General features: G+C 70.8%; 23 protein-coding genes. 14 read left to right on the top strand and 9 right to left on the bottom strand.

All coding sequences use genetic code 11. The features are described 5' to 3' along the window. Positions 1-114: 114 nt before the first annotated feature. A complete protein-coding gene (locus tag VV01_RS10460; protein ID WP_157508801.1) occupies positions 115-2,331 on the bottom strand; it encodes a SulP family inorganic anion transporter in 2,217 nt (738 codons plus the stop codon). Between the two features lie 218 nt (positions 2,332-2,549). Between VV01_RS10460 and VV01_RS10455 the strand changes: the two genes are divergently transcribed. Then, positions 2,550-3,782, top strand: coding sequence for an MFS transporter (locus tag VV01_RS10455; protein WP_231635206.1), 1,233 nt, complete (start codon positions 2,550-2,552; stop codon positions 3,780-3,782). 58 nt (positions 3,783-3,840) lie between these two features. Here the strand turns inward: VV01_RS10455 and VV01_RS10450 are convergent, their stop codons facing one another. Further along, entirely contained in the window at positions 3,841-4,446 is a 606-nt protein-coding gene (locus tag VV01_RS10450; RefSeq protein WP_157508800.1) for a hypothetical protein, read from the bottom strand. Between the two features lie 159 nt (positions 4,447-4,605). Beyond that, positions 4,606-5,232, bottom strand: coding sequence for a hypothetical protein (locus VV01_RS10445; protein ID WP_050669827.1), 627 nt, complete (start codon positions 5,230-5,232; stop codon positions 4,606-4,608). Positions 5,233-5,427: 195 nt separating this feature from the next. Here VV01_RS10445 and lepA point away from each other — a divergent pair, with 195 nt between their 5' ends. Then, positions 5,428-7,275, top strand: coding sequence for a translation elongation factor 4 (gene lepA, locus VV01_RS10440; protein ID WP_050669826.1), 1,848 nt, complete (start codon positions 5,428-5,430; stop codon positions 7,273-7,275). A gap of 75 nt (positions 7,276-7,350) precedes the next feature. Next, positions 7,351-8,058, top strand: coding sequence for a tRNA (guanosine(46)-N7)-methyltransferase TrmB (trmB, locus tag VV01_RS10435; protein WP_082221220.1), 708 nt, complete (start codon positions 7,351-7,353; stop codon positions 8,056-8,058). 16 nt (positions 8,059-8,074) lie between these two features. Here the strand turns inward: trmB and VV01_RS10430 are convergent, their stop codons facing one another. Continuing rightward, complete coding sequence (locus VV01_RS10430; RefSeq protein WP_050669825.1) at positions 8,075-9,256, bottom strand: GNAT family N-acetyltransferase; 1,182 nt, start codon at positions 9,254-9,256, stop codon at positions 8,075-8,077. A gap of 43 nt (positions 9,257-9,299) precedes the next feature. Here VV01_RS10430 and VV01_RS10425 point away from each other — a divergent pair, with 43 nt between their 5' ends. Then, positions 9,300-9,770 (top strand): hotdog fold domain-containing protein, encoded by a 471-nt coding sequence (locus VV01_RS10425; RefSeq protein WP_157508799.1) that lies wholly within the window; start codon positions 9,300-9,302, stop codon positions 9,768-9,770. A gap of 222 nt (positions 9,771-9,992) precedes the next feature. Beyond that, positions 9,993-10,571 (top strand): TMEM165/GDT1 family protein, encoded by a 579-nt coding sequence (locus tag VV01_RS10420; protein WP_050669824.1) that lies wholly within the window; start codon positions 9,993-9,995, stop codon positions 10,569-10,571. Between the two features lie 31 nt (positions 10,572-10,602). On the opposite strand, the gene VV01_RS10415 is transcribed toward VV01_RS10420, so the two are convergent. Beyond that, entirely contained in the window at positions 10,603-11,493 is an 891-nt protein-coding gene (locus VV01_RS10415; protein WP_050669823.1) for a LysR family transcriptional regulator, read from the bottom strand. A gap of 72 nt (positions 11,494-11,565) precedes the next feature. Between VV01_RS10415 and VV01_RS10410 the strand changes: the two genes are divergently transcribed. Beyond that, positions 11,566-12,585 (top strand): YeiH family protein, encoded by a 1,020-nt coding sequence (locus VV01_RS10410; protein ID WP_197275020.1) that lies wholly within the window; start codon positions 11,566-11,568, stop codon positions 12,583-12,585. Here the strand turns inward: VV01_RS10410 and VV01_RS10405 are convergent, their stop codons facing one another. After that, the gene (locus VV01_RS10405) at positions 12,586-13,221 is read right to left on the bottom strand and encodes a DUF4232 domain-containing protein (protein WP_197275019.1); all 636 of its coding nucleotides are present in this window, start codon (positions 13,219-13,221) and stop codon (positions 12,586-12,588) included. Between the two features lie 39 nt (positions 13,222-13,260). On the opposite strand from VV01_RS10405, the gene hemW reads away from it, so the two are divergent. Continuing rightward, a complete protein-coding gene (hemW, locus tag VV01_RS10400; protein ID WP_050669821.1) occupies positions 13,261-14,496 on the top strand; it encodes a radical SAM family heme chaperone HemW in 1,236 nt (411 codons plus the stop codon). Here the strand turns inward: hemW and VV01_RS10395 are convergent, their stop codons facing one another. Beyond that, positions 14,497-14,898 carry a DUF4870 domain-containing protein gene (locus VV01_RS10395; protein WP_050669820.1) on the bottom strand — a complete coding sequence of 134 codons (402 nt, stop codon included), beginning with the start codon at positions 14,896-14,898 and terminating at the stop codon, positions 14,497-14,499. A gap of 191 nt (positions 14,899-15,089) precedes the next feature. Here VV01_RS10395 and VV01_RS10390 point away from each other — a divergent pair, with 191 nt between their 5' ends. Continuing rightward, a complete protein-coding gene (locus tag VV01_RS10390; protein WP_050669819.1) occupies positions 15,090-16,118 on the top strand; it encodes an NlpC/P60 family protein in 1,029 nt (342 codons plus the stop codon). 228 nt (positions 16,119-16,346) lie between these two features. Next, positions 16,347-16,610: a hypothetical protein gene (locus VV01_RS10385; protein WP_157508797.1), complete on the top strand. Its 264-nt coding sequence runs from the start codon at positions 16,347-16,349 to the stop codon at positions 16,608-16,610. A gap of 3 nt (positions 16,611-16,613) precedes the next feature. Here the strand turns inward: VV01_RS10385 and VV01_RS10380 are convergent, their stop codons facing one another. Then, on the bottom strand, positions 16,614-17,495 hold the full coding sequence (locus tag VV01_RS10380; RefSeq protein ID WP_050669817.1) for a DUF3097 domain-containing protein: 882 nt from the start codon (positions 17,493-17,495) through the stop codon (positions 16,614-16,616). 117 nt (positions 17,496-17,612) lie between these two features. On the opposite strand from VV01_RS10380, the gene hrcA reads away from it, so the two are divergent. From hrcA to VV01_RS10365, 3 genes are read left to right on the top strand one after another with little or no spacing between them, the layout of a single operon-like run. Next, positions 17,613-18,638 (top strand): heat-inducible transcriptional repressor HrcA, encoded by a 1,026-nt coding sequence (gene hrcA / locus VV01_RS10375; RefSeq protein ID WP_050669816.1) that lies wholly within the window; start codon positions 17,613-17,615, stop codon positions 18,636-18,638. After that, positions 18,635-19,762, top strand: a complete 1,128-nt coding sequence (dnaJ, locus tag VV01_RS10370) for a molecular chaperone DnaJ (protein ID WP_050669815.1) — start codon at positions 18,635-18,637, stop codon at positions 19,760-19,762. Before hrcA ends, dnaJ begins: the two co-directional genes overlap by 4 nt. Positions 19,763-19,777: 15 nt before the next feature. Continuing rightward, positions 19,778-20,518: a 16S rRNA (uracil(1498)-N(3))-methyltransferase gene (locus VV01_RS10365; RefSeq protein ID WP_050669814.1), complete on the top strand. Its 741-nt coding sequence runs from the start codon at positions 19,778-19,780 to the stop codon at positions 20,516-20,518. On the opposite strand, the gene VV01_RS10360 is transcribed toward VV01_RS10365, so the two are convergent. Next, positions 20,501-21,289, bottom strand: coding sequence for an ArsR/SmtB family transcription factor (locus tag VV01_RS10360; RefSeq protein ID WP_050669813.1), 789 nt, complete (start codon positions 21,287-21,289; stop codon positions 20,501-20,503). The genes VV01_RS10365 and VV01_RS10360 overlap by 18 nt on opposite strands. Before the next feature lie 164 nt (positions 21,290-21,453). Between VV01_RS10360 and VV01_RS10355 the strand changes: the two genes are divergently transcribed. Further along, the gene (locus VV01_RS10355) at positions 21,454-22,536 is read left to right on the top strand and encodes a PhoH family protein (protein WP_050669812.1); all 1,083 of its coding nucleotides are present in this window, start codon (positions 21,454-21,456) and stop codon (positions 22,534-22,536) included. Further along, complete coding sequence (gene ybeY, locus VV01_RS10350) at positions 22,533-23,027, top strand: rRNA maturation RNase YbeY (RefSeq protein ID WP_050669811.1); 495 nt, start codon at positions 22,533-22,535, stop codon at positions 23,025-23,027. Before VV01_RS10355 ends, ybeY begins: the two co-directional genes overlap by 4 nt. Positions 23,028-23,031: the final 4 nt, after the last annotated feature.

The raw sequence follows: 23,031 nt of genomic DNA, 5'->3' as shown, positions 1-23,031 counted from the left end.
AAGGCTAACAGGGCCACGTCAGGTCGCAAGGCCGCATGCCGAGGCGTGGTCAGCGCGCTGTGGCCGCCGGTGAGGCTGCCGCTCGCCCGCAGGCTCGCGAACGGCAGCCTCACGTCACGCGTCGGCGCCGTCGGCCGCGCGGGTGGGCGCGAGCTCGATCAGCTCGGTCGAGGTGACGTGCAGGACGCGAGCGGTCGCGATGTCGAAGAACAGGCCGGCGACGGTGAGTCGGCCCGCGGCCGCGGCCGGACCTACCACCGGGTGTCGTCCGAGACGGCTCACCTGGACGGCGACATTGACCAGCGCGAGCTGATCGGTCTCGTCGAACCCGTGCGCGGCGGCCTGGCGACCGACCGGGTGTCCTGCGCGGAAGGCGCTGAGGCTCTGACGGCCGTGTGCCAGCCAGGCGTTGACCGAGGGGTCGTCGACGCCGTGGGCCAGTCCGTTCATCGCGCCGCACGCGGAGTGGCCGCAGACGATGACGGACGTGACACCGAGGGACTCGACGGCGAACGCCAGTGCGGCATCGACGGACTCCTCGCCCGCACCCTGCCGCTCCGGGACGAGGTTGCCGACGTTGCGGACGGTGAACAGGTCGCCCGGCCCGCTGCTGGTGATGAGGTTGGGGACCACGCGCGAGTCGGCACAGGTGAGGAACAACGCGTCCGGGGCCTGGCCCTCGGCGAGCGGTTCGAGCACGACCTGAGCGCGGCGGGCGCCGCGCCGGTGGAAGGTGTCGATGCCGTCGAGCACCGGGCGCAGCGCGCGCGGCACCCGCTTCGGTCCGACCGGCTCGGAGGCGCCGACCGGTCGCGGTCGCCAGACTGCCGGGGTGGCGAGGGACAGGTCGCGACGAGGCGGCTCCTGTGCGACGGTCGCGATCCGCTCCGCTCGGTGCTCCTCGATGCGTACGGCGCCGCCGCCGGCGCGGTGCTGGCGTGCCCAGTCGGCGATCGCCTGCGACGCGGGGTGGTCGAGGTAGTCGACGTCGAGGTCGACCACGACGTCCGCGCCCGCCGGCACGGTGCCCAGGGCCGCGGTCAGGCGAGGGAGTGCCAGGAAGGAGCACGAGCCCTCGACCGCGACCTGCCATCGACCGGCGCCCAGCTGCTCGACCTCGACGTGGGCGCGGACGACCCGGACGAGCAGGATCGCGACCGACAGCGCGAGTCCGACCGCGACACCTTCGAGCAGGTTGAGGAAGACGACGCCGAGAAGTGTGGTGACGTAGACCAGCAGGTCACCTGTCCGACCTGCGAGGCGGATGTCGCGTGGCTTGACCAGCTGTGCGCCGACGACGATCAGCAGACCGGCGAGTGCCGCGAACGGCACCTGCTCGATCAGTGCGACGCCGACCACCGAGAAGAGCACCACCCAGACGCCGTGCAGGACGGCAGAGCTACGGCTGGAGGCACCAGCAGCGACGTTGGCGGAGCTGCGCACGATGACGCCGGTGACGGGGAGCCCACCGAGGGCGCCCGAGGCGATGTTGGCCGCGCCCTGACCGAACAGCTCGCGGTCGAAGTCGGTGCGAGGACCGGTGTGCAGCTTGTCGATCGCGACGGCCGAGAGCAGCGACTCGACGCTCGCGACGAGAGCGACCGTGAGGACGCCCACGGCGAATGCTCCCCAGCCGCCGTCGGGCAGCTCGGGCAGGCTGACCGCATCGAGTATCGACCCGTCCAGCCGGACCGTACGCACGGAGGCGCCGAGCAGGACGACCGCCAGCGTGACGCCGACGACCGCGACCAGCGGACCTGGCGCACGCCGGGCGGCGGCAGGCATCCGCGGCCACGCGATGAGCACGGCGATGACCGCCAGGCCCGTCAGCATCTCGGCGAGGGCAGCCCCGGTCACGCTCGCCGGCAGCGTCGTGATGTTGGCCCACGCCCCGCTGCTGGCGGTCGCGCCGAGGAGCACGTGCACCTGCTGAAGCATGATCGTCACGCCGATCCCGGCGAGCATCGCGTGCACGACGACCGGTGAGATCGCCAACGCTGCCCTCGCCACCCGGGACGCCGACAGCAGGAGCTGGACGACGCCGGCGAGCAGGGTCACAGCGCAGGTCGTGCGCCACCCGAGGTCGTTGATCAGCGAAGCGACGATCACGGTGAGGCCGGCGGCCGGACCGCTGACCTGCAGCGGCGACCCGCCGAGCGCACCGGCGACGATCCCACCTGCGGCCGCAGCCACCAGGCCTGCCATCACCGGAGCGCCGGAGGCCACGGCGATTCCCATCGAGAGCGGTACGGCGACGAGGAACACGACGAGCGAGGCCGGTAGATCGGCGCGCAGCGATGCCTTCGACGGCGGTCTGATGAGAGTGGGCATGGTGAACTCCGAGCACTGGGGGGAATGAAGGCAGACACCGGTGTCCTGACGCGTCCAACGACTGTGCTTGCACCCCGAGTTCGCTTCGTACGCAAAGGTTTCGGCTGAAGTGGGTTAAGACATAGACGGGCGATACTCGAACCTGGTGACTGATGTCACAGGCCCGCGGGACCGCGCGGATTTGTGCTGGCCTCGCGGGGAGGCGGACAGTTGACCTGGTGACCGATCAGGCTGCCCTGCGAGAGACGTCCGACGACGTCGTGCGTCCGCCCCACCACCTGCGCCTCGCGCTCCTCGCGCTGGCCCTCGGCGGCTTCGGCATCGGTACGACCGAGTTCGTCACGATGGGACTGCTCCCGCAGATCGCGGCCGGCGTCGACATCGACATCCCCACGGCGGGCCACGTGGTCTCGTCGTACGCCCTCGGCGTCGTCGTGGGCGCGCCCACGATCGCGGCGCTCACCGCGCGCCTGCCGCGCAAGCAGGTCCTCGTCTGGCTGATGGTCGTGTTCGCCCTCGGTAACCTCGCCTCGGCTCTCGCGCCGTCGTACGGGGTGCTCATGGTGGGCCGCTTCGTGTCAGGGCTGCCGCACGGTGCGTACTTCGGCCTCGGCTCGGTGGTGGCGGCCTCACTCGTGCCCGCCCACCGGCGTACCTGGGCCGTCGCGATGATGCTCGCCGGCCTGACGGTCGCCAACATCCTGGGCGTCCCGGTCGGCACGCTCCTCGGGCAGCATCTCGGCTGGGGCTGGCCGTACGCCCTCGTCGCCGTGATCGCCGCGGTGACCGTCCTTGCGCTGCTGGCGTGGGTCCCCGCGCAGCCCGCCGAGGACGGTGCGAGCGTCGGAGCCGAGCTGCGCAGCCTGCGCAAGGTGCAGGTGTGGTTCGCGCTCGCGATCGGGACGGTCGGCTTCGGCGGGATGTTCGCGACCTTCTCCTACATCACCCCGACCATGACCGACCTCGCCGGCTTCTCCGAGCGCGCAGTGCCCCTGCTGCTCGTGGTCTACGGCGTGGGCATGACAACCGGAGCCTTCCTCGCCGGCCGGGTCGCCCAGCGCGGGATCATGCGCGGCATCGTGCTCTCGCTCGCCGCGATCGCGGTGCTGCTGCTGGCCTTCGGGTTCGCGGCCCAGCACCGGGTGACGGCGGCGCCGGCGGTGTTCCTGCTGGGGCTGGTCCCGACGGTGCTCGTACCGATGCTGCAGACCCGCCTCATGGACGTCGCCCACGAGGGCCAGTCGCTCGCGGCCGCCCTGAACCACTCCACGCTCAACATCGCCAACGCGCTCGGGGCCTGGCTCGGTGGTGCGGTGCTCGCCGCGGGTTACGGCTACGCGTGGCCGAGCAGGCTGGGCGCCGGGCTCGCGGTGCTCGGCGTGCTCGTCGCCGGTGCCTCGGCGTGGCTCGGCCGTCGGCAGGCGCACGCCGTACGAGCGGTACCCGCCTGACGCAACGACAAGGCCCCCACGACCGGTCGTCGTGGGGGCCTGTGCAGGGCAGCCTGGATCAGGCGGCCGCCTTGAACGTGATGCTCGCGGTGTTGCCCGTTCCGGAGACCATCTTGGAGACGATCGGCGTGAGCAGCGCGCAGTTGGAGAACTGCGGGATGTCGAAGGTGCTCTTGAGCGTGAACGGGTCGAACAGACCCGTCAGCTTGCCGCTGAGCTTCATCGTGACCGGGGTCGACGTCTTGCAGTTGCTGCCGACGACGTTGAGCGGCAGGCCCAGCGGGTCGATCTTCACGATGTGGATGTTGAGCTTCTGGGTCACCGTGAGGTCGTTGGAGTACGCCAGCGTGCCGGTGGCGGGGCTGACGGGCTCGATCCGGATCGTGGCCTGGGCCAGCGGGAGGCCGGCGATCTTGACCGGCGCGGTGGCGTCCTTGGTCTTGAGGTAGGCCGTGATCTTGCGGGTCTCCAGGTCGAAGTCGGCCGACTGGGTGCCCGTCGTCGTGACGGTCTGGTTCATCGACTTGATGTAGGTGCTGACGGACGCGGTGTGGTTGAGCTTCCACACATCGGCGTGCGCGCCGGGCGCCATCGCCAGCAGCGTGGCACCGGAGGTGGTCACGGCAGCCGCAGCGAGCATCGTGCGCCAGGTCATTCGGGTCATCTCCTACTGATTGGTAACCAAATCGTCCGCCACCGTACGTGACTGGCCTCACAGGCGCCACGGATGTCGGGCGGGCAATCGTTCACAACGGATCATTCAGCGCTGTTGTCCGGACATGACGAACCGGGCCGACCCACGGTCGACCCGGCTCCGGGAGGGTCACTCGTTGGTGAACGTCGCGGTCACGGTGTTGCCGGAGCCCGAGGTGAGCTCCGTGATGACCGGGTCGAGCAGGAAGCCGCAGCCCTTGAAGCTCGGGATCGTGTAGTCGTCGGACGACAGCACCAGGGGAGTCGCGAAGGTGCCGGTGAGCTTCATCGAGGCGGGCACCGACGTCTTGCAGGTGCTCGGCGCCAGGTTGAGCCACGGCAGGCCGGCGGGCGTGAGCTTGGTGATGCGCACGTTGAACGACTGGCTGATGTCGAGCGAGCCGTTGCTGAGCGTGCCCTTGGCCGGGGCTGTCGGCTCGATCTTCAGGGTCGCCGTGGCGACGCCGGGGATGGACCACACGCCGGGGATGATCGGCAGGTCGACGGGCATCGTCGCCGAGCCGAGGGACAGGTCGGCCGACACGTTGTCGGTCGTCGCACCGAGGTCGATCGTGGCGGTCTGGGTGCCGGTGAACGTCACCGTCTTGCCCGGCTTCTTGACGAGCGTCTGCACCGACGCCTTCTGGTGGAGCGTGAGGAACGGGTCGGCGTGCGCTCCGGGGGACAGTGCGACCGTGGTCGCGAGAGCGCTGACGGTGGCGCCGAGCCCGAGGGCGGCGCGCGTGCGAAGCTGCATGGTGAGGCCCTTTCGAGTGGTGGGAATCGCAACGTACTGTGAGGTAGGCCACATCAATTTACGTTTCCGTAAGATTGTGCCGCGGTGGAGCGTTCACAGGGCGCGTCCACTGGCGGCGTACGGCGACCGGTGCAGTCCGTGGGAGACTGGGCCGATCCCAGTCACGTCGTCCTTCCGAGGTTTCTCTTGTCACCGATGGCCCCCGCCCCGCTGCCGCCCGCAGCGACGCCACCGGAGCTGATCCGCAACTTCTGCATCATCGCCCACATCGATCACGGCAAGTCCACGCTCGCAGACCGCATGCTGCAGATCACAGGTGTCGTCGAGGAGCGTGCGATGCGCGCTCAGTACCTCGACCGCATGGACATCGAGCGCGAGCGCGGCATCACCATCAAGTCGCAGGCCGTCCGGATGCCGTGGGCCGACGACAGTCAGACCTACTGCCTCAACATGATCGACACCCCCGGGCACGTCGACTTCACCTACGAGGTGTCGCGCTCGCTGGCGGCGTGCGAGGGCGCGATCCTGCTGGTCGACGCGGCTCAGGGCATCGAGGCGCAGACCCTCGCCAACCTCTACCTGGCGATGGAGAACGACCTCACGATCATCCCGGTCCTCAACAAGATCGACCTGCCGGCGGCGCAGCCCGACAAGTACGCCGCCGAGCTCGCCGGCCTGATCGGGTGCGATCCGAGTGACGTCCTGAAGGTGTCGGGCAAGACCGGTGAGGGAGTCCAGGAGCTCCTCGACCAGATCGTCCTGCAGCTGCCCGCGCCGGTGGGCGACCCCGACAAGCCCGCGCGGGCCATGATCTTCGACTCCGTCTACGACACCTACCGCGGTGTGGTGACCTACGTCCGTGTCGTCGACGGCCAGCTCAACCCGCGCGAGAAGATCGCGATGATGTCGACCAAGGCGACGCACGAGCTGCTCGAGATCGGCGTCATCTCACCCGAGCCGAAGCCGGCCAAGGGCCTGGGTGTCGGCGAGGTCGGCTACCTGATCACCGGCGTCAAGGACGTCCGCCAGTCCCGGGTCGGTGACACGGTCACCAACGCCGCCAAGCCGGCGGACGACCCGCTCGGCGGCTACCGCGACCCCAAGCCGATGGTGTTCTCGGGTCTGTACCCGATCGACGGCTCGGACTACCCGATCCTGCGTGACGCGCTCGACAAGCTGAAGCTCAACGACGCGGCGCTGGTGTACGAGCCCGAGACGTCTGCTGCGCTGGGGTTCGGCTTCCGGGTGGGCTTCCTCGGCATGCTGCACCTGGAGATCGTGCGTGAGCGGCTGGAGCGCGAGTTCGACCTCGACCTGATCTCGACGCTGCCCAACGTCGTCTACGAGGTCGAGCTCGACGACGGCACCCTGCGTACGGTCACCAACCCGAGTGAGTTCCCCGAGGGCAAGATCGCGGCGATCACCGAGCCGGTCGTACGAGCCACGTTGCTCGCGCCCAGTGAGTTCGTCGGCGCCATCATGGAGCTGTGCCAGTCCCGACGCGGCTTGCTGCGCGGGATGGACTACCTGTCCGAGGACCGCGTCGAGCTGCGCTACACGCTGCCGCTCGCCGAGATCGTCTTCGACTTCTTCGATGCGCTGAAGTCCAGGACCCGCGGCTACGCCTCTCTCGACTACGAGCCCGACGGCGAGCAGACGGCCGACCTGGTCAAGGTCGACATCCTGCTGCAGGGCGACAAGGTCGACGCGTTCAGCTCGATCGTCCACAAGGACAAGGCGTACGCGTACGGCACGCTGATGGCGACCAAGCTCAAGGACCTCATCCCGCGCCAGCAGTTCGAGGTGCCGATCCAGGCGGCGATCGGTGCGCGGGTGATCGCCCGTGAGAACATCCGCGCGATCCGCAAGGACGTGCTCGCCAAGTGCTACGGCGGTGACATCTCCCGTAAGCGCAAGCTGCTCGAGAAGCAGAAGGAAGGCAAGAAGCGGATGAAGATGGTCGGTTCCGTCGAGGTGCCGCAGGAGGCGTTCATCGCCGCCCTGTCCCAGGACGGTGGCGGCTCCGAGAAGGCCAAGAAGTAAGTGTCGCAACGCGATCCGGCCGTTCCCGAGGAGCACCTGGCACGCACTCGCTCGTTCACGCGACGCGGAGGGCGGATGCCCGAGCGTCATCACCGTGCCATCGCCGAGCACGGTGCCGACTACGTCATCGACGTCGACCGGGTGGGCGAGGGGACGACGGTCACAGCGCAGGCCCGTCTCGACCCGGCGTCCGTCTTCGGTCGTGAGGCACCGCTCGTGGTCGAGATCGGCTCAGGCGCGGGCGACGCCGTCGTGCACGCGGCGCAGCAGACACCCGAGCGCGACTTCATCGCGCTCGAGGTGTGGCGACCCGGCATCGCGCAGACCATTGCCAAGGCGCGCCACGCCGGCGTACGCAACATCCGGCTGATCGAGGTCGACGCCGCGCAGGCGATGCCGATGCTCTTCGACACCTCGTCGCTCTCGGAGGTCTGGACCTTCTTCCCCGACCCGTGGCCCAAGAGCAAGCACCACAAGCGCCGGCTCGTGCAGCCGTCGTTCGCTGACACGATCGCGAGTCTGCTGGTGCCCCAAGGGATCTGGCGCCTGGCCACCGACTGGGCCGACTACGCCTGGCAGATGCGCGACGTCGTCGAGGGCTGCTCCGGCCTGACCAACCCGTACGCCGGCCGGCTCGCTGCCGAGGGCGACGAGGAGCACGACCCGCGCGGAGCCCACGGCGGGTTCGCACCGCGTTTCGAAGGTCGCGTCGAGACCCGCTTCGAGGGCAAGGGCCTCAAGGTCGAGCGCGTGGTGCGTGATCTCGAGGTCCACCGAGCCTGACCGCCCGGACGTCCGCTCAGAAGTAGTCGCGGATGTGCACGCGGCGCCCGCCGAACGCCGCGTCCCAGCGGTCGTCGTCATCGGTGGACCCGGTGAGCAGGCCGGCACGTCGCAGGTCGGAGGACGAGTGCGTGCCGGCGTACCGAAGCGCCAAACCCCTTGCGGTGTAAGCGAGCTCGGCGCTGGCGACCTGGTCGACCGACGCGTGGCCGTCCGCTACGCGCAGGTGATACGCACCGTCCTGCCCCGCAACGGGCAGGCCGCTCACCGAGAAGGTCACGTCGAGGTCGAGCCAGGTCGGGTAGGTGCGGTCGGTGAGAGCCTGCGCGACGTCGAGCACGGCGAGACCGTAGGGGTTGGCCCGCTTGACCCGCCACGGATGGCTGGGCACGACGAGCTCGGTGAGGTCGGGTGACGAGGTACAGATGACCGTGGCCGGCGCAACCGTTGCGCAGGTGCCGAGCGCGTGCAGCAGCCGGCGAAGACCCTGCTCGGTGACCGCGACCAGGTCGTCGACCTCCAGGACGCCGTCGGCGTGGTAACCACCGGTGCGTGACCACATCGCGTAACCCGTCGGGGTGCCCTCGTCGTCGAGCGCGAGGGTGACGCCGGCGTACTCGTCCATCACCTCCTCGTCCGTGGCGGGAAAGCTCGCGCCGTCACGGGTCAGCGGCCCGTTGTGCGCCGCCGCCCAGCGCGCGTAGAGATCGCGCACGGCCCGCATGTCGCGAGCCTCGGCACGGCGTATAGAACCGCCGCAGGTGCGTACGGCCGTGAGGTCGGCTGTCGGGAGAGTCACCTCGTCGTAGCTGCCGATCAGCTCGTACCCGAACCGCCTGTAGATGCCGGGCGCAGTCGGGAACAGCGTGCTGATCGCCGCGCCGTCGTGGGCCGCCGTGGTCAGGGCGCGTTCGAAAAGCGTTGACAGCAAACCGTTTCCGCGATGCTCCAGCGCGACCTTGACGCTCGCGATGCCACTGGTGCGCACCCGGGAGCCCCAGAACCACGACTCGTACGGCCGGTCGACCACGGCGGCGACGACGCGTCCGTGATGGGTGGTCACCCAGGTGCGTCGTCCGGCAGCGTCAGGCGGTCGCGGCGTGCCGTCGGCCCTGGGGTACCCGAAGCTCTCGCTGCTGAGTCGGGCGAGGGCTTCGGCCTCGTCGGCCACGGCGAGTCGCGTCTCGTACGGGTTCACGATGATGACCCTACGGACCGTACTGGCGGGTAACATCGCGTGCGTGACTTCGACCTATGACGCGTACCGCAAGCTCGTCGACAAGCCGCTGGGCAAGCAGGCCTTCGGTCTGGCCTTCATGCTCAAGGCGCCGTACTTCGCCACCGTGCGCCCGCAGATCATCGAGATGGCGCCCAACCGTGGCGTCGTCCAGATCCGCAAGCGTCGGGCGGTCCAGAACCACATCGGCACCGTGCACGCGATCGCCGTCGCCAACGGTATGGAGGCTGCGATGGGCCTGCTGTGCGAGGCGACCACCCCGAAGGGTATGCGCTGGCTGCCCAAGGGCATCCAGCTCGACTACGTCGCCAAGACGCCGGGCGACGTGCGCTGCATCGCCGAGACCGACGCCGCCGACTGGGCCAAGGAGCCGCCGTTCCAGGTCGACGTGCGCTGCACCGCGGTGATGGCCGACGGCACCGAGGTCGTCCGCGGCATCATCCCGGTGTGGGTGAGCGCCAAGCCGTCGCGCTGAGGAGCCGGCTGGCGTCCGGTCGGCCGCGTCCCGTAAAGTCTGCCGCTGAAAGGGAGTAGTCCCCAACAGTCGTGTCGACACACTGACCTCCGGGTCCGGCACGGCAGGCCGCACAGCGGCGGACGAGACTTTCGACCGGTTCAACGACCCCTACGACGGGCGTTCCTGGTCGAGAGGTCGTCTCCTGCGGCTCCCTCGGCCCAGGTGCGCCGAGGAGTGAGCATGTACGCCTTCCTGCTGAGCACAGCAGTGATCTTCGTCGCCGAGCTCGGCGACAAGAGCCAGCTCATGGCCATGACCTTCGCAGCGCGCTACAACGTGCGCCAGGTCCTCATCGGCATCACGGTCGCCACAGCGGTCGTCCACCTGGCCTCGGTCGGGATCGGGCGGTTCGTGGGTGACCGCTTCACCGACAACCAGTGGGTCATCACTCTGGTCGCGGGCATCGCCTTCCTGATCTTCGCGCTGTGGACCCTGCGCGGTGACGAGCTCACCGAGGAGGAGGCCGACAAGGCTCGCCGCAGCACCGGCGCGGCGATCCTCGCCGTCGGCACGGCCTTCTTCCTCGCCGAGCTCGGCGACAAGACCATGCTCGCGACCATCACGCTCGCGACGCGTGAGGGCTGGTTCGGCACCTGGATCGGCAGCACCGTCGGCATGGTCGCCGCCGACGCGCTCGCCATCGGTGTCGGAGCGCTGCTCGGCAAGCACCTGCCCGAGAAGGCGATCAAGTACGGCGCCGCCGCGCTGTTCGCGATCTTCGGTCTGCTGCTGATCATCGACGGGCTGGGCGCCCGCTGATCGAGGGTTGAGACGGGCTCGCGTCCCAGCCTCAGCGACCGGCGATTCGCACGAGGTCCGCGGCCGGGCTGGACAGCTGTCTCGGCCCGGTCCAGACCGCGCGCAGCGGTCGCCGCAGGTCGATCGACGTGGCGACCTCGACGACGACGAGCGACCCCGCCGCCACCGCGTCGGCGACCGCCAGCCGACTGAGCACGGCGGGCCCGCTGCCGGCGGCGGCGCTGACGCGCACGGCGGCGTTGCTCGGCAGCTCGAGGGCGGGCCGTGCCATCAGCTCGGGCGCCAGCGCCTCCTCGAGCGCGACGCGCGTCCCGGACCCCGGTTCGCGAGTGACGAGGGGCGTGCCGGCGAGCTCGGCGGGCAGCACGCGCGTACGGCGACCGGCCCACGGGTGGGCGGGATCGACGACCAGGACCAGCTCGTCACCGGTGACCACCACGCTGTGGGTGCCGCGAGGCGCTGCCGGCGCCTCGACGAACCCGAGGTCAGCACGACCCTCGCGCACGTCGGCCACGACGCCCGCGCTGTTGTGGACGTGCGCCGCGACCGTCACCTCGGGACGGGCGGCGCGCAGCGCACTGAGCCAACGGGGGAGCAGGTGCTCGGCGACGGTCTGGCTGGCCGCGACCGTGAGCGACCCGCCGTCGGCCGCGCGCAGAGTACGAGCACCTTCGGCGAGCGTGGTCGCGGCCTGCAGCAGGGGCCTGGCCCACTCGACCACCAGCAGGCCCTGGGTGGTCATGGTCGAGCCGCGCGTCGAGCGGACGAGCAGCGGCAGGCCGAGCTGACGTTCGAGCCGTGCGATCGAGCGTGAGGCGTTGGGCTGGGCGACGCCGGCCGCACGTGCCCCGGCGCTGAGGCTGCCCTGGTCGGCGACCGCGACCAGCAGCTCGAGGGCGACGAGGTCCGGCCAGCTCGACATGTGCGCAGGATATGCCCCGCATGGCAGCGCGGGGACTACTGGTGCGGCCACATCGCGGAGAGCCTGGACGGCATGACCAGCACCGTGAGCCCCGCGCCAGTGACCCATCGGGCGTACGGCGAGATCCTGCCCGGGCTCGCCGTGTGCGTGGCCGGGGCCGCGGTGTCGATCGCGGTGCACGCCCTGCTGCCGGTGGTCAGCCCGCTGTTCGTCGCGATCGTCCTCGGTGCCCTGCTCGCGCACGTGACGGGCGTCCCGGCCCGGGTGGCACCGGGGGTCGCCCTCAGCTCGCGGACGCTGCTGCGGGCCGGCGTGGTGCTGCTCGGGATCCAGCTGTCGCTCTCGGACGTGCTGGGTCTCGGGCCGATGACGCTCGTCGCCGTCGTGGCGGTGGTGGTGGTCGGCATCGCGGTCGGCGTCGGTGTGGGTACCCGACTCGGGCTGAGCCACACCCAGGCGGTTCTGCTCGCCTGCGGGTTCTCGATCTGCGGCGCGGCGGCCGTGGCCGCGACCGACGGTGTGGTCGACGCCGAGGACGAGGAGGTCGCAACGGCGGTCTCGCTGGTGGTGGTCTTCGGCACCGCGATGATCGTGCTCGTACCGCTCGGAGCGCACGCCCTCGGGCTCGACGACCGTGCTGCCGGGCTGTGGGCCGGGCTGTCGATCCATGAGGTCGCGCAGGTGGTGGCTGCAGGCGGAGCGATCGGAGGCAGCGCGCTCGCCGTTGCGGTCGTCGCCAAGCTCGCCCGCGTCCTGATGCTCGCGCCCGTCATGGCGCTGATCGGCGTGTGGCAGCGACGTCGACCGGGTACGCAGACCGACGGTCGGCGTACGCCGCTCGTGCCGCTGTTCGTGCTCGGCTTCCTCGCGCTCGCCGTCGTGCGCACGGTCCTCGAGCCCTCGCAGGCCGTGCTCGACGGCGCCGCTCAGGTGCAGACGGCGCTGCTCGCGACGGCGATGTTCGCGCTCGGCTGCGGCGTGTCGGCCGGAGCACTGCGCCGTGCCGGGTGGCGCGTCATCGCGGTCGCCTCGGTCACGACAGCGGCCGTGCTCGGCGTGGCGCTCGCCGGCGTCGTCGTCGTCGGCCGCTGATCAGGGCTGCGTGGCGTCGCGCCAGCCGCTCACGGCGTACGGACTGCCGCGCACGATGTCGATGGCCAGGCCGTCGGTGTCTCTGCCTGGCGAGACCGGCGCGGGCGCACTGCCCTCGGTCACCACCACTCGGAAGGACGTGACCTGGGGGATTCCTGCGGCGGCGCTCTCGCCTCGCCAGGCCAGGATCACTCTCGACGACTGCCCCGGCGCGAGGCGATGGCGCTCGGGGCGTGCAAGGTCGTCGTCCATCATCGGGACGGTGCGGGCGCGCTTGCCGGTGATGACGTCGCCGTCCTCGCCGAACATCACGAAGCGCGCGTGACCCTTCAGCACGCAGGGGAGCCGGCCGACGTTGGTCGCGACGACCGCGAGCTCCCGGTAGCCCATCGCCGCATCGGCGCCGCCCACGACCAGCCGCAGCTGAGAGGGCTGGCACGGCCCGCCGGCGACCGGCGTCCTCGCATCGGTCGGCATCCAGGTGGGCGCGGGCGCAGGCTTGGCGGGCGCGGCCGCGGGCGGTGGCGGGGTCGACGAGGTCGTCGACCCCGCCACCTTCGACCCACAGCCGGTCAGCGCGAGCACGACGACGGACACTCCCACGACTGCGCGCCGTGGCCCCCTGAGACGAGTCACGTGGGACACCCTGCCCTACGCGCGGTGGCGAGGCGGACAATGGAGCCCGTGCCCAGTGCCCTGCCCGACGGAGAACCCGCCCCCGCCGACGGATCCCTGCCGTCGACCGCGCTCGCCGGTCTTGGCCGCGGGCCGTTCGGGATCTACGTGCACGTGCCGTTCTGCACGGTGCGCTGCGGCTACTGCGACTTCAACACCTACACGCTCACCGAGCTCGGCATGCCGGGGGCGAGCGTGTCGTCGTACGCCGACGCCGCGCTGGGCGAGCTGACGCTCGCCGGTCGGGTGCTCGGTGAGCGGGCGCCCCAGGTCGACACGGTGTTCGTCGGAGGCGGCACGCCGACGCTCCTCGCGGCACACGACCTGGTCAAGCTGCTGGCGGGCATCCGCGACACGTTCGGTCTGGCGCCGGACGCCGAGGTGACCACCGAGGCCAACCCGGACTCCGTCACGCCCGAGTCGTTGCAGGTCCTCGCCGACGGAGGTTTCACCCGGGTCAGCGTCGGCATGCAGTCGGCCGTCCCGCACGTGCTGAAAACCCTTGAGCGCACTCACGATCCGTCCAATGTGCGGCTCGCGGTCGAGGCCGCACGGGCTGCGGGGCTGCAGGTGAGCGTCGACCTGATCTACGGCACGCCGGGGGAGTCCCTCGACGACTGGCGCACCAGTCTCGAGTCCGCGATCGCCTTGGAGCCCGACCACATCAGCGCCTACGCGCTCGTCGTCGAGGACGGCACCAAGCTCGCCGCTCAGGTGCGACGCGGCCAGGTCACGATGCCCGATGACGACGACGAGGCGGACAAGTACGAGCTCGCCGACGAGCTGCTGTCCGCGGCCGGATTCGGGTGGTACGAGGTCAGCAACTGGGCTCGTACGCCGGCTGCTCGGTGCCGTCACAACGAGTGCTACTGGGCCGACGGCGACTGGTGGGGCGTCGGCCCGGGCGCACACAGCCATGTGAGCGGCGTCCGGTGGTGGAACGTCAAGCACCCCAACGCTTTTGCCGGTCGGATCGCGTCGGGTGAGTCGCCGGCGGCGGCCCGCGAGGTGCTGACCGACGAGCAGCGCCACGACGAGCGGGTGCTGCTGGGCGTCCGCCTCGTCGAGGGGCTGCCTCTCGACGTGCTGCACGACGACGGGCGCCGCGCGGTCGCGGGCCTCGTCGCCGACGGCCTCCTCGACGGGCGCAGCGCCGTCCGCGACGCGAGAGCAGTGCTCACGCTGCGCGGACGGCTGCTGGCCGACACCGTCGTACGCCGGCTGCTCGGCTACTGATCAGGCGAGCACCCTGAGCTGCCAGGGGTACTCGTACGACTCGCCCCGTGACGCACGGACCGCGCCCTTGATGTGGCACCAGGCGGCGACGCAGAAGATCACGATCAGCAGTGGGATGCCGATGACCGCGCCGATGACGGTGAAGATCAGGATCCAGCTGATCAGGTAGAGGACCCAGAACGACAGGTTGAAGTTGAACGCGCCCGCAGCGGCGTGGCGGGCGGCCGGGCTCTTGTCCTTGTAGACGAACCACACGATCAGCGGGCCGACCATGCTCAGCCAGCCGGCGCTGAGGACCGCCGCGACCGGGGCGGACAGGTGCGCCAGCATGGCTCCGGTGCGGTCGTCGTTCGACATGACGGGCTGCTGGCCGCCGTACGGCTGGGGTGTGGGACAGCTCATGAGTGCCTCCTGAGTTCGGACCTCTGTCCAGTGAACAGCGTCCGAGGTCGCAGCAGTCCCGAGTCCGGGGTCGATGCGAGCAGGTCCAGGGTGGCCTCAGAGCCGACCCTGACGGCGTGCCGTCGCCCAGGACGTCCGGGCGGTCTGCCTAGACTCCGCGGCAGGGGTTCTGTCCGCCGACGAGGAGATCCATGTCGCTCGCCGACCAGCACGTCCCGCGCCGCAGCGTGCTCCTGGGGGCCGGCGTAGTCGGCGTCACGGCGGTGACCGGCGGTGTGCTCTGGGCGACCTGGCCCGACGGGCCGAACGGGCCACCGCCTTCCACCTACCGGCCGATCACGGCCGACGAGCTGAGGGTCGAGCGTGACGACCGGGCCGGCCTGACCCGCTTTCGTGACGGCGACGGCCACCTGGTCGCCACCTGCACCGACCAGGCGCGCACGGTGACCGTGCGCGGCCCCCGCCGCACGCTCGCCGAGGCGGAGACGACCGCCGCCACCGTGCTGTCTGACTCGCGCGTCCACCTGCTGCCCGCCCCTTGGGCGGCCGACCACGCCGTCGCCGCGACCTGGCGGCCGTGGCTGGTGCAGACGCACAACCACCCACCGCTCGACGTGATCGACGTCTGCTTCCAGTACGTCGTGGGTGCGCCCGAACGCGTCGACTCACGCGGTGTGCGCTACGCCGGCGACGCGTCGTACGGACCCCTCGGCGAGGACAGCGAGTCGCGGCTGGAGGCGTCGGACTTCTACGACTACCTCGGGCGTGACTGGACGTTCGCCGACGGCGAGACCAAGAAGTACGAGCGCCGCCGGCTCGGTGCGGCCGACTGCTCGGGCTACCTGCGGCTCGTCCTCGGCTACCGGCTCGGCCTGCCGCTGCTGAGCGGCAACAAGGAAGGGCCGGGCCTGCCTCGACGCGCCTACGCGATGGCCGAGCACGGTCCGGGCCGACAGCTGTTCCGGCTCAAGGGCGAGCGCCCCGGTGACCACGAGCGTGACCTGCTGCTGCCGGGTGACCTGGTGTTCTTCGTCACGGACGGCGAGGACGGCATCGACCACGTGGGCCTCTTCCTGGGGCTCGACAGCGACGGCAGGCACCGGTTCATCTCCAGCCGCAAGAAGGTCGACGGGCCCACGATGGGTGATGTCGGCGGCCTGTCGGTCCTCGACGGCAAGGGTCTGTACGCCCGCGGCTGGCGGTCGGCCCGACGGCTCTAGCGCGTGGCGGGAGTCACTGCCGAATTATCGGTCTGCCCTTGACCATTCCGTTAACGTCGCAAGCGGGACCAGACCGGCGACGACACGTAGGGCGGGCTGTGGCACCTCGGCGCGTACGCGCGGACGACCAACGAGTCCCGCTGCGACGACGCAGGTCGGCCGGGGCGTGGCCTGGAGCTGCTGCGTGGGCCGGCGAGTGACGACGACGTGGTCGCCTGCCGTCGTGTCGTGCTCGACACGACGGCACCGGCTGATGCGCGAGCGGTGCAGGTGTTCGTGCGGCAGGAGCCACCCCGTGACGGCCAGACGGCCCGCCGCTTCGCGGTCGACAACATCAGGCTCGTGCAGTGGGCGCCTCAGGGAGCCGGTGGCCGGGGGTACGACGTCGTACGCGCCGGTGCGGACGCGACCGCGCGGTTCGTCCGCGACGTGCCCGCGGTGCCCGGAGAGCAGGACGGCCCGGTGCTGCGCCGCGTCGAGGCCGACGGCTGAGTCTCAGCCGACCGGCTCGGTCACGAAGTCGATGAGCTCCTCGACCCGGCCCAGGAGTGCGGGCTCGAGGTCGGCGTAGGTCCGGACGGTGCCGAGGATCTGCTTCCAGCCCCGTGCGACGTCCGCCTGCGAGGCGTGCGGCCAGCCCAGCTCGGCGAGGATGCCGTGCTTCCACGACTGACCGCGCGGGATCGTCGGCCACTGCTGCCAGCCGAGGCGCTCCGGCCGGACGGACTGCCACACGTCGATGTAGGGGTGGCCGAGGATCAGCACGTGATCGGGTGAGGCGGCCTTGCGGGCCTCCTCGACGATGCGGGTCTCCTTGGCGCCCGGCACGAGATGGTCGACCAGCACACCCATCCGTCGGTCGCGCGACGGCGCGAAGTCGCGGATCACGCCCGCGAGGTCGTCGACGCCGTCGAGCATCTCGACCACCACACCCTCTACTCGCAGGTCGGCACCCCAGACCTTCTCGACGAGCTCGGCGTCGTGCCGGCCCTCGACGAAGATCCGCGACCCCGATGCGACACGTGCGGGGGCGTCCTTGACGGCGACCGAGCCCGACGCCGTACGCGACGCTGCGGCTCGGGCGTCGGACAGCGCCTGCTTCGTGGACGCCGAGGTGGGTGCGGTGAGCTCGACCGGCTTGCCGTCGACCAGGAACCCCGGGCCCAGCGGAAACGCCTTGACCCTGCCGCGGCGATCCTCGAGGTGGACGACCTGCATGCCGCCGGCCTTCTCGACGCCGACGACTGCGCCACACCACCCGGTCTGGACCTCCTCGACGACCAGGTCGCGGACTGCTTCCATGGGCGTGGACCGGCCGCGCCGCGGGGCCTTCCAGTCGGTGCTGAGGACGTCGCTGCCGTATCGGTCGAAGCTCACCCGGTGAGGTTAGGTGGACCACGCGGCCGGCATGCGCCCGACACGCGCCGCGCGTACCAGCACGTAGACTTGGCACTCGGGCCACAGGAGTGCCAAGCACGAGACCAGGAGGTGAGCATGTCCGAGGAACGCCGGTTGCAGATCCTGCGAGCGATCGTCCAGGACTACGTCTCCACCTCCGAGCCGGTCGGCTCGAAGGCGCTGCTCGAGCGTCACCAGCTGGGTGTGAGCGCGGCGACGGTCCGCAACGACATGGCGGTCCTGGAGGACGAAGGCCTGATCTCCGCACCGCACACGTCGGCCGGACGCGTGCCGACCGATGCCGGCTACCGGCTCTTCGTCGACCGCCTCAGCCAGGTCAAGCCGCTCAGCCGCGGCGAGAAGGCCGCGATCCGTGAGTTCCTGGAGCACTCGGTCGACCTCGACGACGTCGTCGACCGCACCGCCAAGCTGCTCGCCTCCATCACCCAGCAGGTCGCGGTGATGCAGTACCCCTCGCTGTCGCGGTCGTCGGTGCGTCACATCGAGCTCGTGCCGCTCACCAGCCACCGGCTGATGGTCGTCCTGATCGTCTCGAGCGGTCGGGTCGAGCAGCGCGTCCTCGAGGTCTCCGAGGACCTGCTGACCTCGGAGGGTGAGACCCTCGTCGCCGACCTGCGTACGCGCCTCAACGCCGAGTCGTCGGGCCGCCTGCTCTCCGAGGCCGCACACGGCCTGGACGGCCTCGCCGAGGAGTTCGCCGAGGACGACCGCGCCACGGTGCGCGCCGTCGTCCAGGTGCTCACCGACGCGATGGCCGAGCAGCGCGAAGAACGCCTCGTGCTCGCCGGCACCGCCAACCTCGCGCGCACCGGCGGTGATGTCGTCCATCTCGCCCCGGTGCTCGACGCACTGGAACAACACGTCGTCCTGCTGCGTTTGCTCTCCACAGTGAACGTTGACGCGGCGGACGCCGTCGCGGTGCGCATCGGCGCGGAGAACCCCTACGAAGGCCTGCACAGCACGTCCATGGTGACCACGAGCTACGGCACCGGTGCGGTGGCCGGGCTCGGGGTGCTCGGCCCGACGCGCATGGACTACCCCTCGACCATGGCGGCCGTCCGCGCCGTCGCACGTTACGTCTCGGAGATCCTCGATCAGTGAACGACTACTACGCCACCCTCGGTGTCGCCCGCGATGCGAGCCAGGAGGAGATCAAGCGCGCCTACCGCAAGCTGGCGCGCAAGCTCCACCCTGACGTCAACCCCGGCGACGAGGCCGCCGAGGAGTTCAAGAAGATCTCGCAGGCGTACGACGTCCTCGGCGACGCCGAGAAGCGTCAGGCCTTCGACGTGGGCGCCGACCCCTACGGCCAGGCCGGTGCGGCGGGCTACGGGCAGGGCTTCTCGTTCAGCGACATCATGGACGCCTTCTTCGGCGGTCAGGCCGGTGGCGCGGCCCGCGGCCCGCGCTCGCGTCAGCAGCGCGGCCAGGACGCCCTCCTGCCTCTCGAGATCGACCTGAGCACCGCGGTCTTCGGCGGCAACGCCGACCTGGTCTTCGACACCGCGGTGCTGTGCCCGACCTGCTCCGGCAACGGCGCGCGTCCCGGCACCGGCACCCGCACCTGCGACGTCTGCCAGGGCAGCGGTCAGGTGCAGCAGATCCAGAAGTCCTTCCTCGGCCAGGTCATGACGACGCGCCCGTGCTCCAACTGCCGCGGGTTCGGCGAGGTCATCACCGACCCGTGCTTCGAGTGCTCGGGCGAGGGCCGCGTGCGCGACCGTCGCACGATGACGATCAAGGTGCCGGCCGGTGTCGACAGCGGCACCCGCATCCAGCTCACCGGTGAGGGCGAGGTCGGCCCGGCCGGTGGTCCGGCGGGCGACCTCTACGTCGAGGTGCGCGTCAAGAAGCACCCGATGTTCCAGCGTCAGGGCGATGACCTGCACTGCTCGGTCGAGCTGCCGATGACGGCAGCCGCGCTCGGCACGACGCTCCAGCTCGACACCCTCGACGGGCCGCGCGACGTCGACATCAAGCCCGGCACCCAGGCGGGCGACGTCATCACGCTCAAGGGACTCGGCGTCACCCACCTGCGCTCGACCGTGCGCGGCGACCTGATGGTGCACGCCAACGTGCGCACACCCACCAAGCTCGACGCCCAGCAGCAGGACCTCCTGCGCCAGCTGGCCAAGGAGCGCGGCGAGGAACGGGCCGAGGCGAAGTTCCAGCCGGTCAACCACGGGCTGCTCGGTCGGCTGCGTGACGCGTTCGCGGGCAAGTAGCCCCTCAGGTCTGCGATGACGGCGCCCCTGTTCTACGTCGACGCCGGCGCGCTCGACCAGCGCGCTGCGGGTGCTCAGGTGGTCCTCGACGGCCCCGAGGGCCGGCACGCCGCGACCGTACGCCGCATCGGCGTCGGCGAGCAGGTGCTGCTGGCCGACGGGTCGGGGGCGTTGGCCGAGGCGGTCGTCACGGCCACCGCCAAGGACGAGCTGACGCTCACGCTCGAGACGGTCCACGCCGTGGAGCCACTGCAGCCACGCCTGGTCCTCGTGCAGGCACTCGCCAAGGGCGACCGCGACGACCAGGCGATCGAGGCGGCCACCGAGCTCGGCGTCGACGAGGTCGTGCCCTGGCAGGCCGGGCGCAGCATCGTGCAGTGGAAGGGTGAGCGTGGCGCCAAGGCGCACCGCAAGTGGGAGAGCGTGGTGCGCGCGGCGGCCAAGCAGTCACGGCGGCCGGTGGTGCCGGTCGTCGCTCCGCTGGTCTCGCGTGACGCCCTCGTGTCCCGTGCCGGTGCCAGCGCGCTCACGCTCGTGCTGCACGAGGAGGCAGTCGACCCGATCGGCTCGCTCGACCTGCCCACCGACGGTGAGGTCCTGGTCGTCGTCGGCCCGGAGGGCGGCATCACACCGGACGAGCTCGAGGCACTGACAGCCGCCGGGGGAGTGGCCGTACGCCTGGGCCCGACCGTGCTGCGTTCGTCGAGTGCCGGCCCAGCAGCACTCGCGGTGCTGGCATCACGGCTGCGCTGGTGACCCGTCGAGCAGTCGACCGAGTGCCGCCTCGCCCGCCTCGGTGACCGACAGCTCGCGCGGGCGCGGTCCACTGGTCACCCAGCCTTGATCGCGCAGGCTGTGCAGGAGCGCCGCGCCGAGCGCACCTGCCAGGTGATAGCGCTGCTCGGTCACGTCGGTGCAGAACCTCAGCATCGGTCGTGATCTCTCGCGATCATGCTGCAGCGCAACAAGATTCACGCCCCAACGCGCGAGCTCCTCGGCGGCGTGGGGCCCGACCTCGAACGGCGCGACGACGGACGGTGCCGAGAGGTCGTCGCTGTGCGACCGGCGTACGCCGTCGCCGCCGTCGGTGCGTACGAGGACCTGGCGATCGATGAGATGGGTCGTGACGCGTACGCCGAGGCGGCCGGCGAGGTGGTCGTAGCAGGTGCGACCGTCGCGCAGCCGTTTGGCCCGGCTGCCCTCACGCAGCGACGCGACCGGCGGCACGGGTGCGAGATGGGCGAGCGCCTCCAGCACGGTGGCGACCTCGGGGCCTGCGAGCGCGTAGAAACGGTGCCTCCCGCTGCGCTCGACCGTCACCAGCCCGGCGTCGAGCAGCCGGGCCATGTGCGAGCTCACGGTCTGCTGGGTGACGCCCGCCTCCGCGGCGAGGCGGCTGGCGGGGAGCGCGCGGCCGTCGAGGAGGGTCGTCAGGATCCGGGCGCGCGAACGGTCGGCGAACAGCGCTGCGACGGCAGCGAGGTCGGGTTCTCCTCCTGGCTGGGGGCTGCGGGTCGGCTGGCTCATGGGTCCAGCATGCGCCGGGCACGCCTCGACCGTCGTCGAAGTGAGCGGACGGGGAGCACGCACCGATGCGACGCCGACCGACACCTGTCGCTGGGCGCACCGGAGGGAACGGGCGAGGCAACTCGTTCGACCGTGGCAGCGAAAACCGTAGACTGAGCGGCGAGATGACAGACGACAACCGCACCCCTTCCGCCCAGCACGACGACGCCGCCGCCGTCGTCCCCACCGCGGAGGCGCCCCGCACGGTCGTCATCCCGCCAGACATCCAGATGGTCACGTTGCTCGGCCCGCGCGATGAGCTGCTGCGCACGATGGAGCGCGCGTTCCCGCGGCTGCAGATCCACGTCCGCGGCAACGAGTTCCACCTCGAGGGCCCCGACGCCGACATCGCCGTCGTCGAGGACCTGCTCACCGAGCTCCTCACGATCATCGACGCCGGTCAGCCGCTCAACCGCGACGCCGTCGAGCGCTCCATCGGCATGCTGCAGAACAAGACCCGTGAGCGGCCCGCCGACGTGCTGACCATGAACATCGTCAGCAGCCGGGGCCGCACGATCCGGCCCAAGACGCTCGGCCAGAAGCAGTACGTCGACGCCATCGACAAGAACACCATCGTGTTCGGGATCGGCCCGGCCGGCACCGGCAAGACCTACCTGGCCATGGCCAAGGCGGTCGCCGCACTGCAGGCCAAGGAGGTCAACCGCATCATCCTGACCAGGCCGGCGGTCGAGGCGGGCGAGCGGCTGGGCTTCCTGCCGGGCACCCTCAACGACAAGATCGACCCCTATCTGCGGCCGCTCTACGACGCGCTGCACGACATGGTCGACCCCGACTCGATCCCGCGGCTGATGGCCTCGGGCACCGTCGAGGTGGCGCCGCTGGCGTACATGCGCGGGCGGACCCTCAACGACGCGTTCATCATCCTCGACGAGGCCCAGAACACCTCCGCCGAGCAGATGAAGATGTTCCTCACCCGTCTCGGCTTCGGCTCCAAGATGGTCGTGACGGGCGACGTCACCCAGGTCGACCTGCCCGGCGGCACCCAGTCGGGACTGCGCGTGGTGCAGGACATCCTCGGCGACGTCGACGACGTCCACTTCGCTCAGCTCAACGCCCAGGACGTCGTACGCCACCGGCTGGTCAGCCACATCGTCGAGGCCTACGGCAAGTGGGACGCCCGCAGCGGCCAGGCTCACCGCGGACCGCAGAGCTCGCGCCCCCGGCGTACCGGCGGTGACTCCGCATGAGCATCGACGTCCTCAACGAGACCGACGTCGAGGTCGACCTCGACGAGCTGCACGCCTGCGCGCGCTACACCCTCGACCGGATGCGGGTGCACCCCCAGGCGGACCTGTGCGTGCGCGTCATCGACGAGGCAGCGATGGAGGTGCTCCACGTGCAGTGGATGGACCTGCCCGGACCGACCGACGTCATGAGCTTCCCGATGGACGAGCTGCGGCCCGGACGCGACGACGTCGAGCCCGAGGAGGGCGTGCTCGGCGACATCGTGCTGTGCCCGACGGTCGCGGCCCGACAGGCAGCCGAGGCCGGGCACACCGCCCAGGAAGAGCTGCTGCTGCTCACCGTGCACGGCATCCTGCACCTGCTCGGGTTCGACCACGCCGAGCCCGACGAGCGCCGTGAGATGTTCGACCTGCAGCGCACGCTGCTGCTGACGTTCCTCGCCGGGCAGGGGCGCGCGCAAGCACGCATCGCCCCGCCCAGCGGCGCCGAGTGACGCG

It is taken from the genome of Luteipulveratus halotolerans (assembly GCF_001247745.1).
GTDB lineage: Bacteria > Actinomycetota > Actinomycetes > Actinomycetales > Dermatophilaceae > Luteipulveratus > Luteipulveratus halotolerans.
This window is presented reverse-complemented; position numbering and strand designations above follow the sequence as displayed.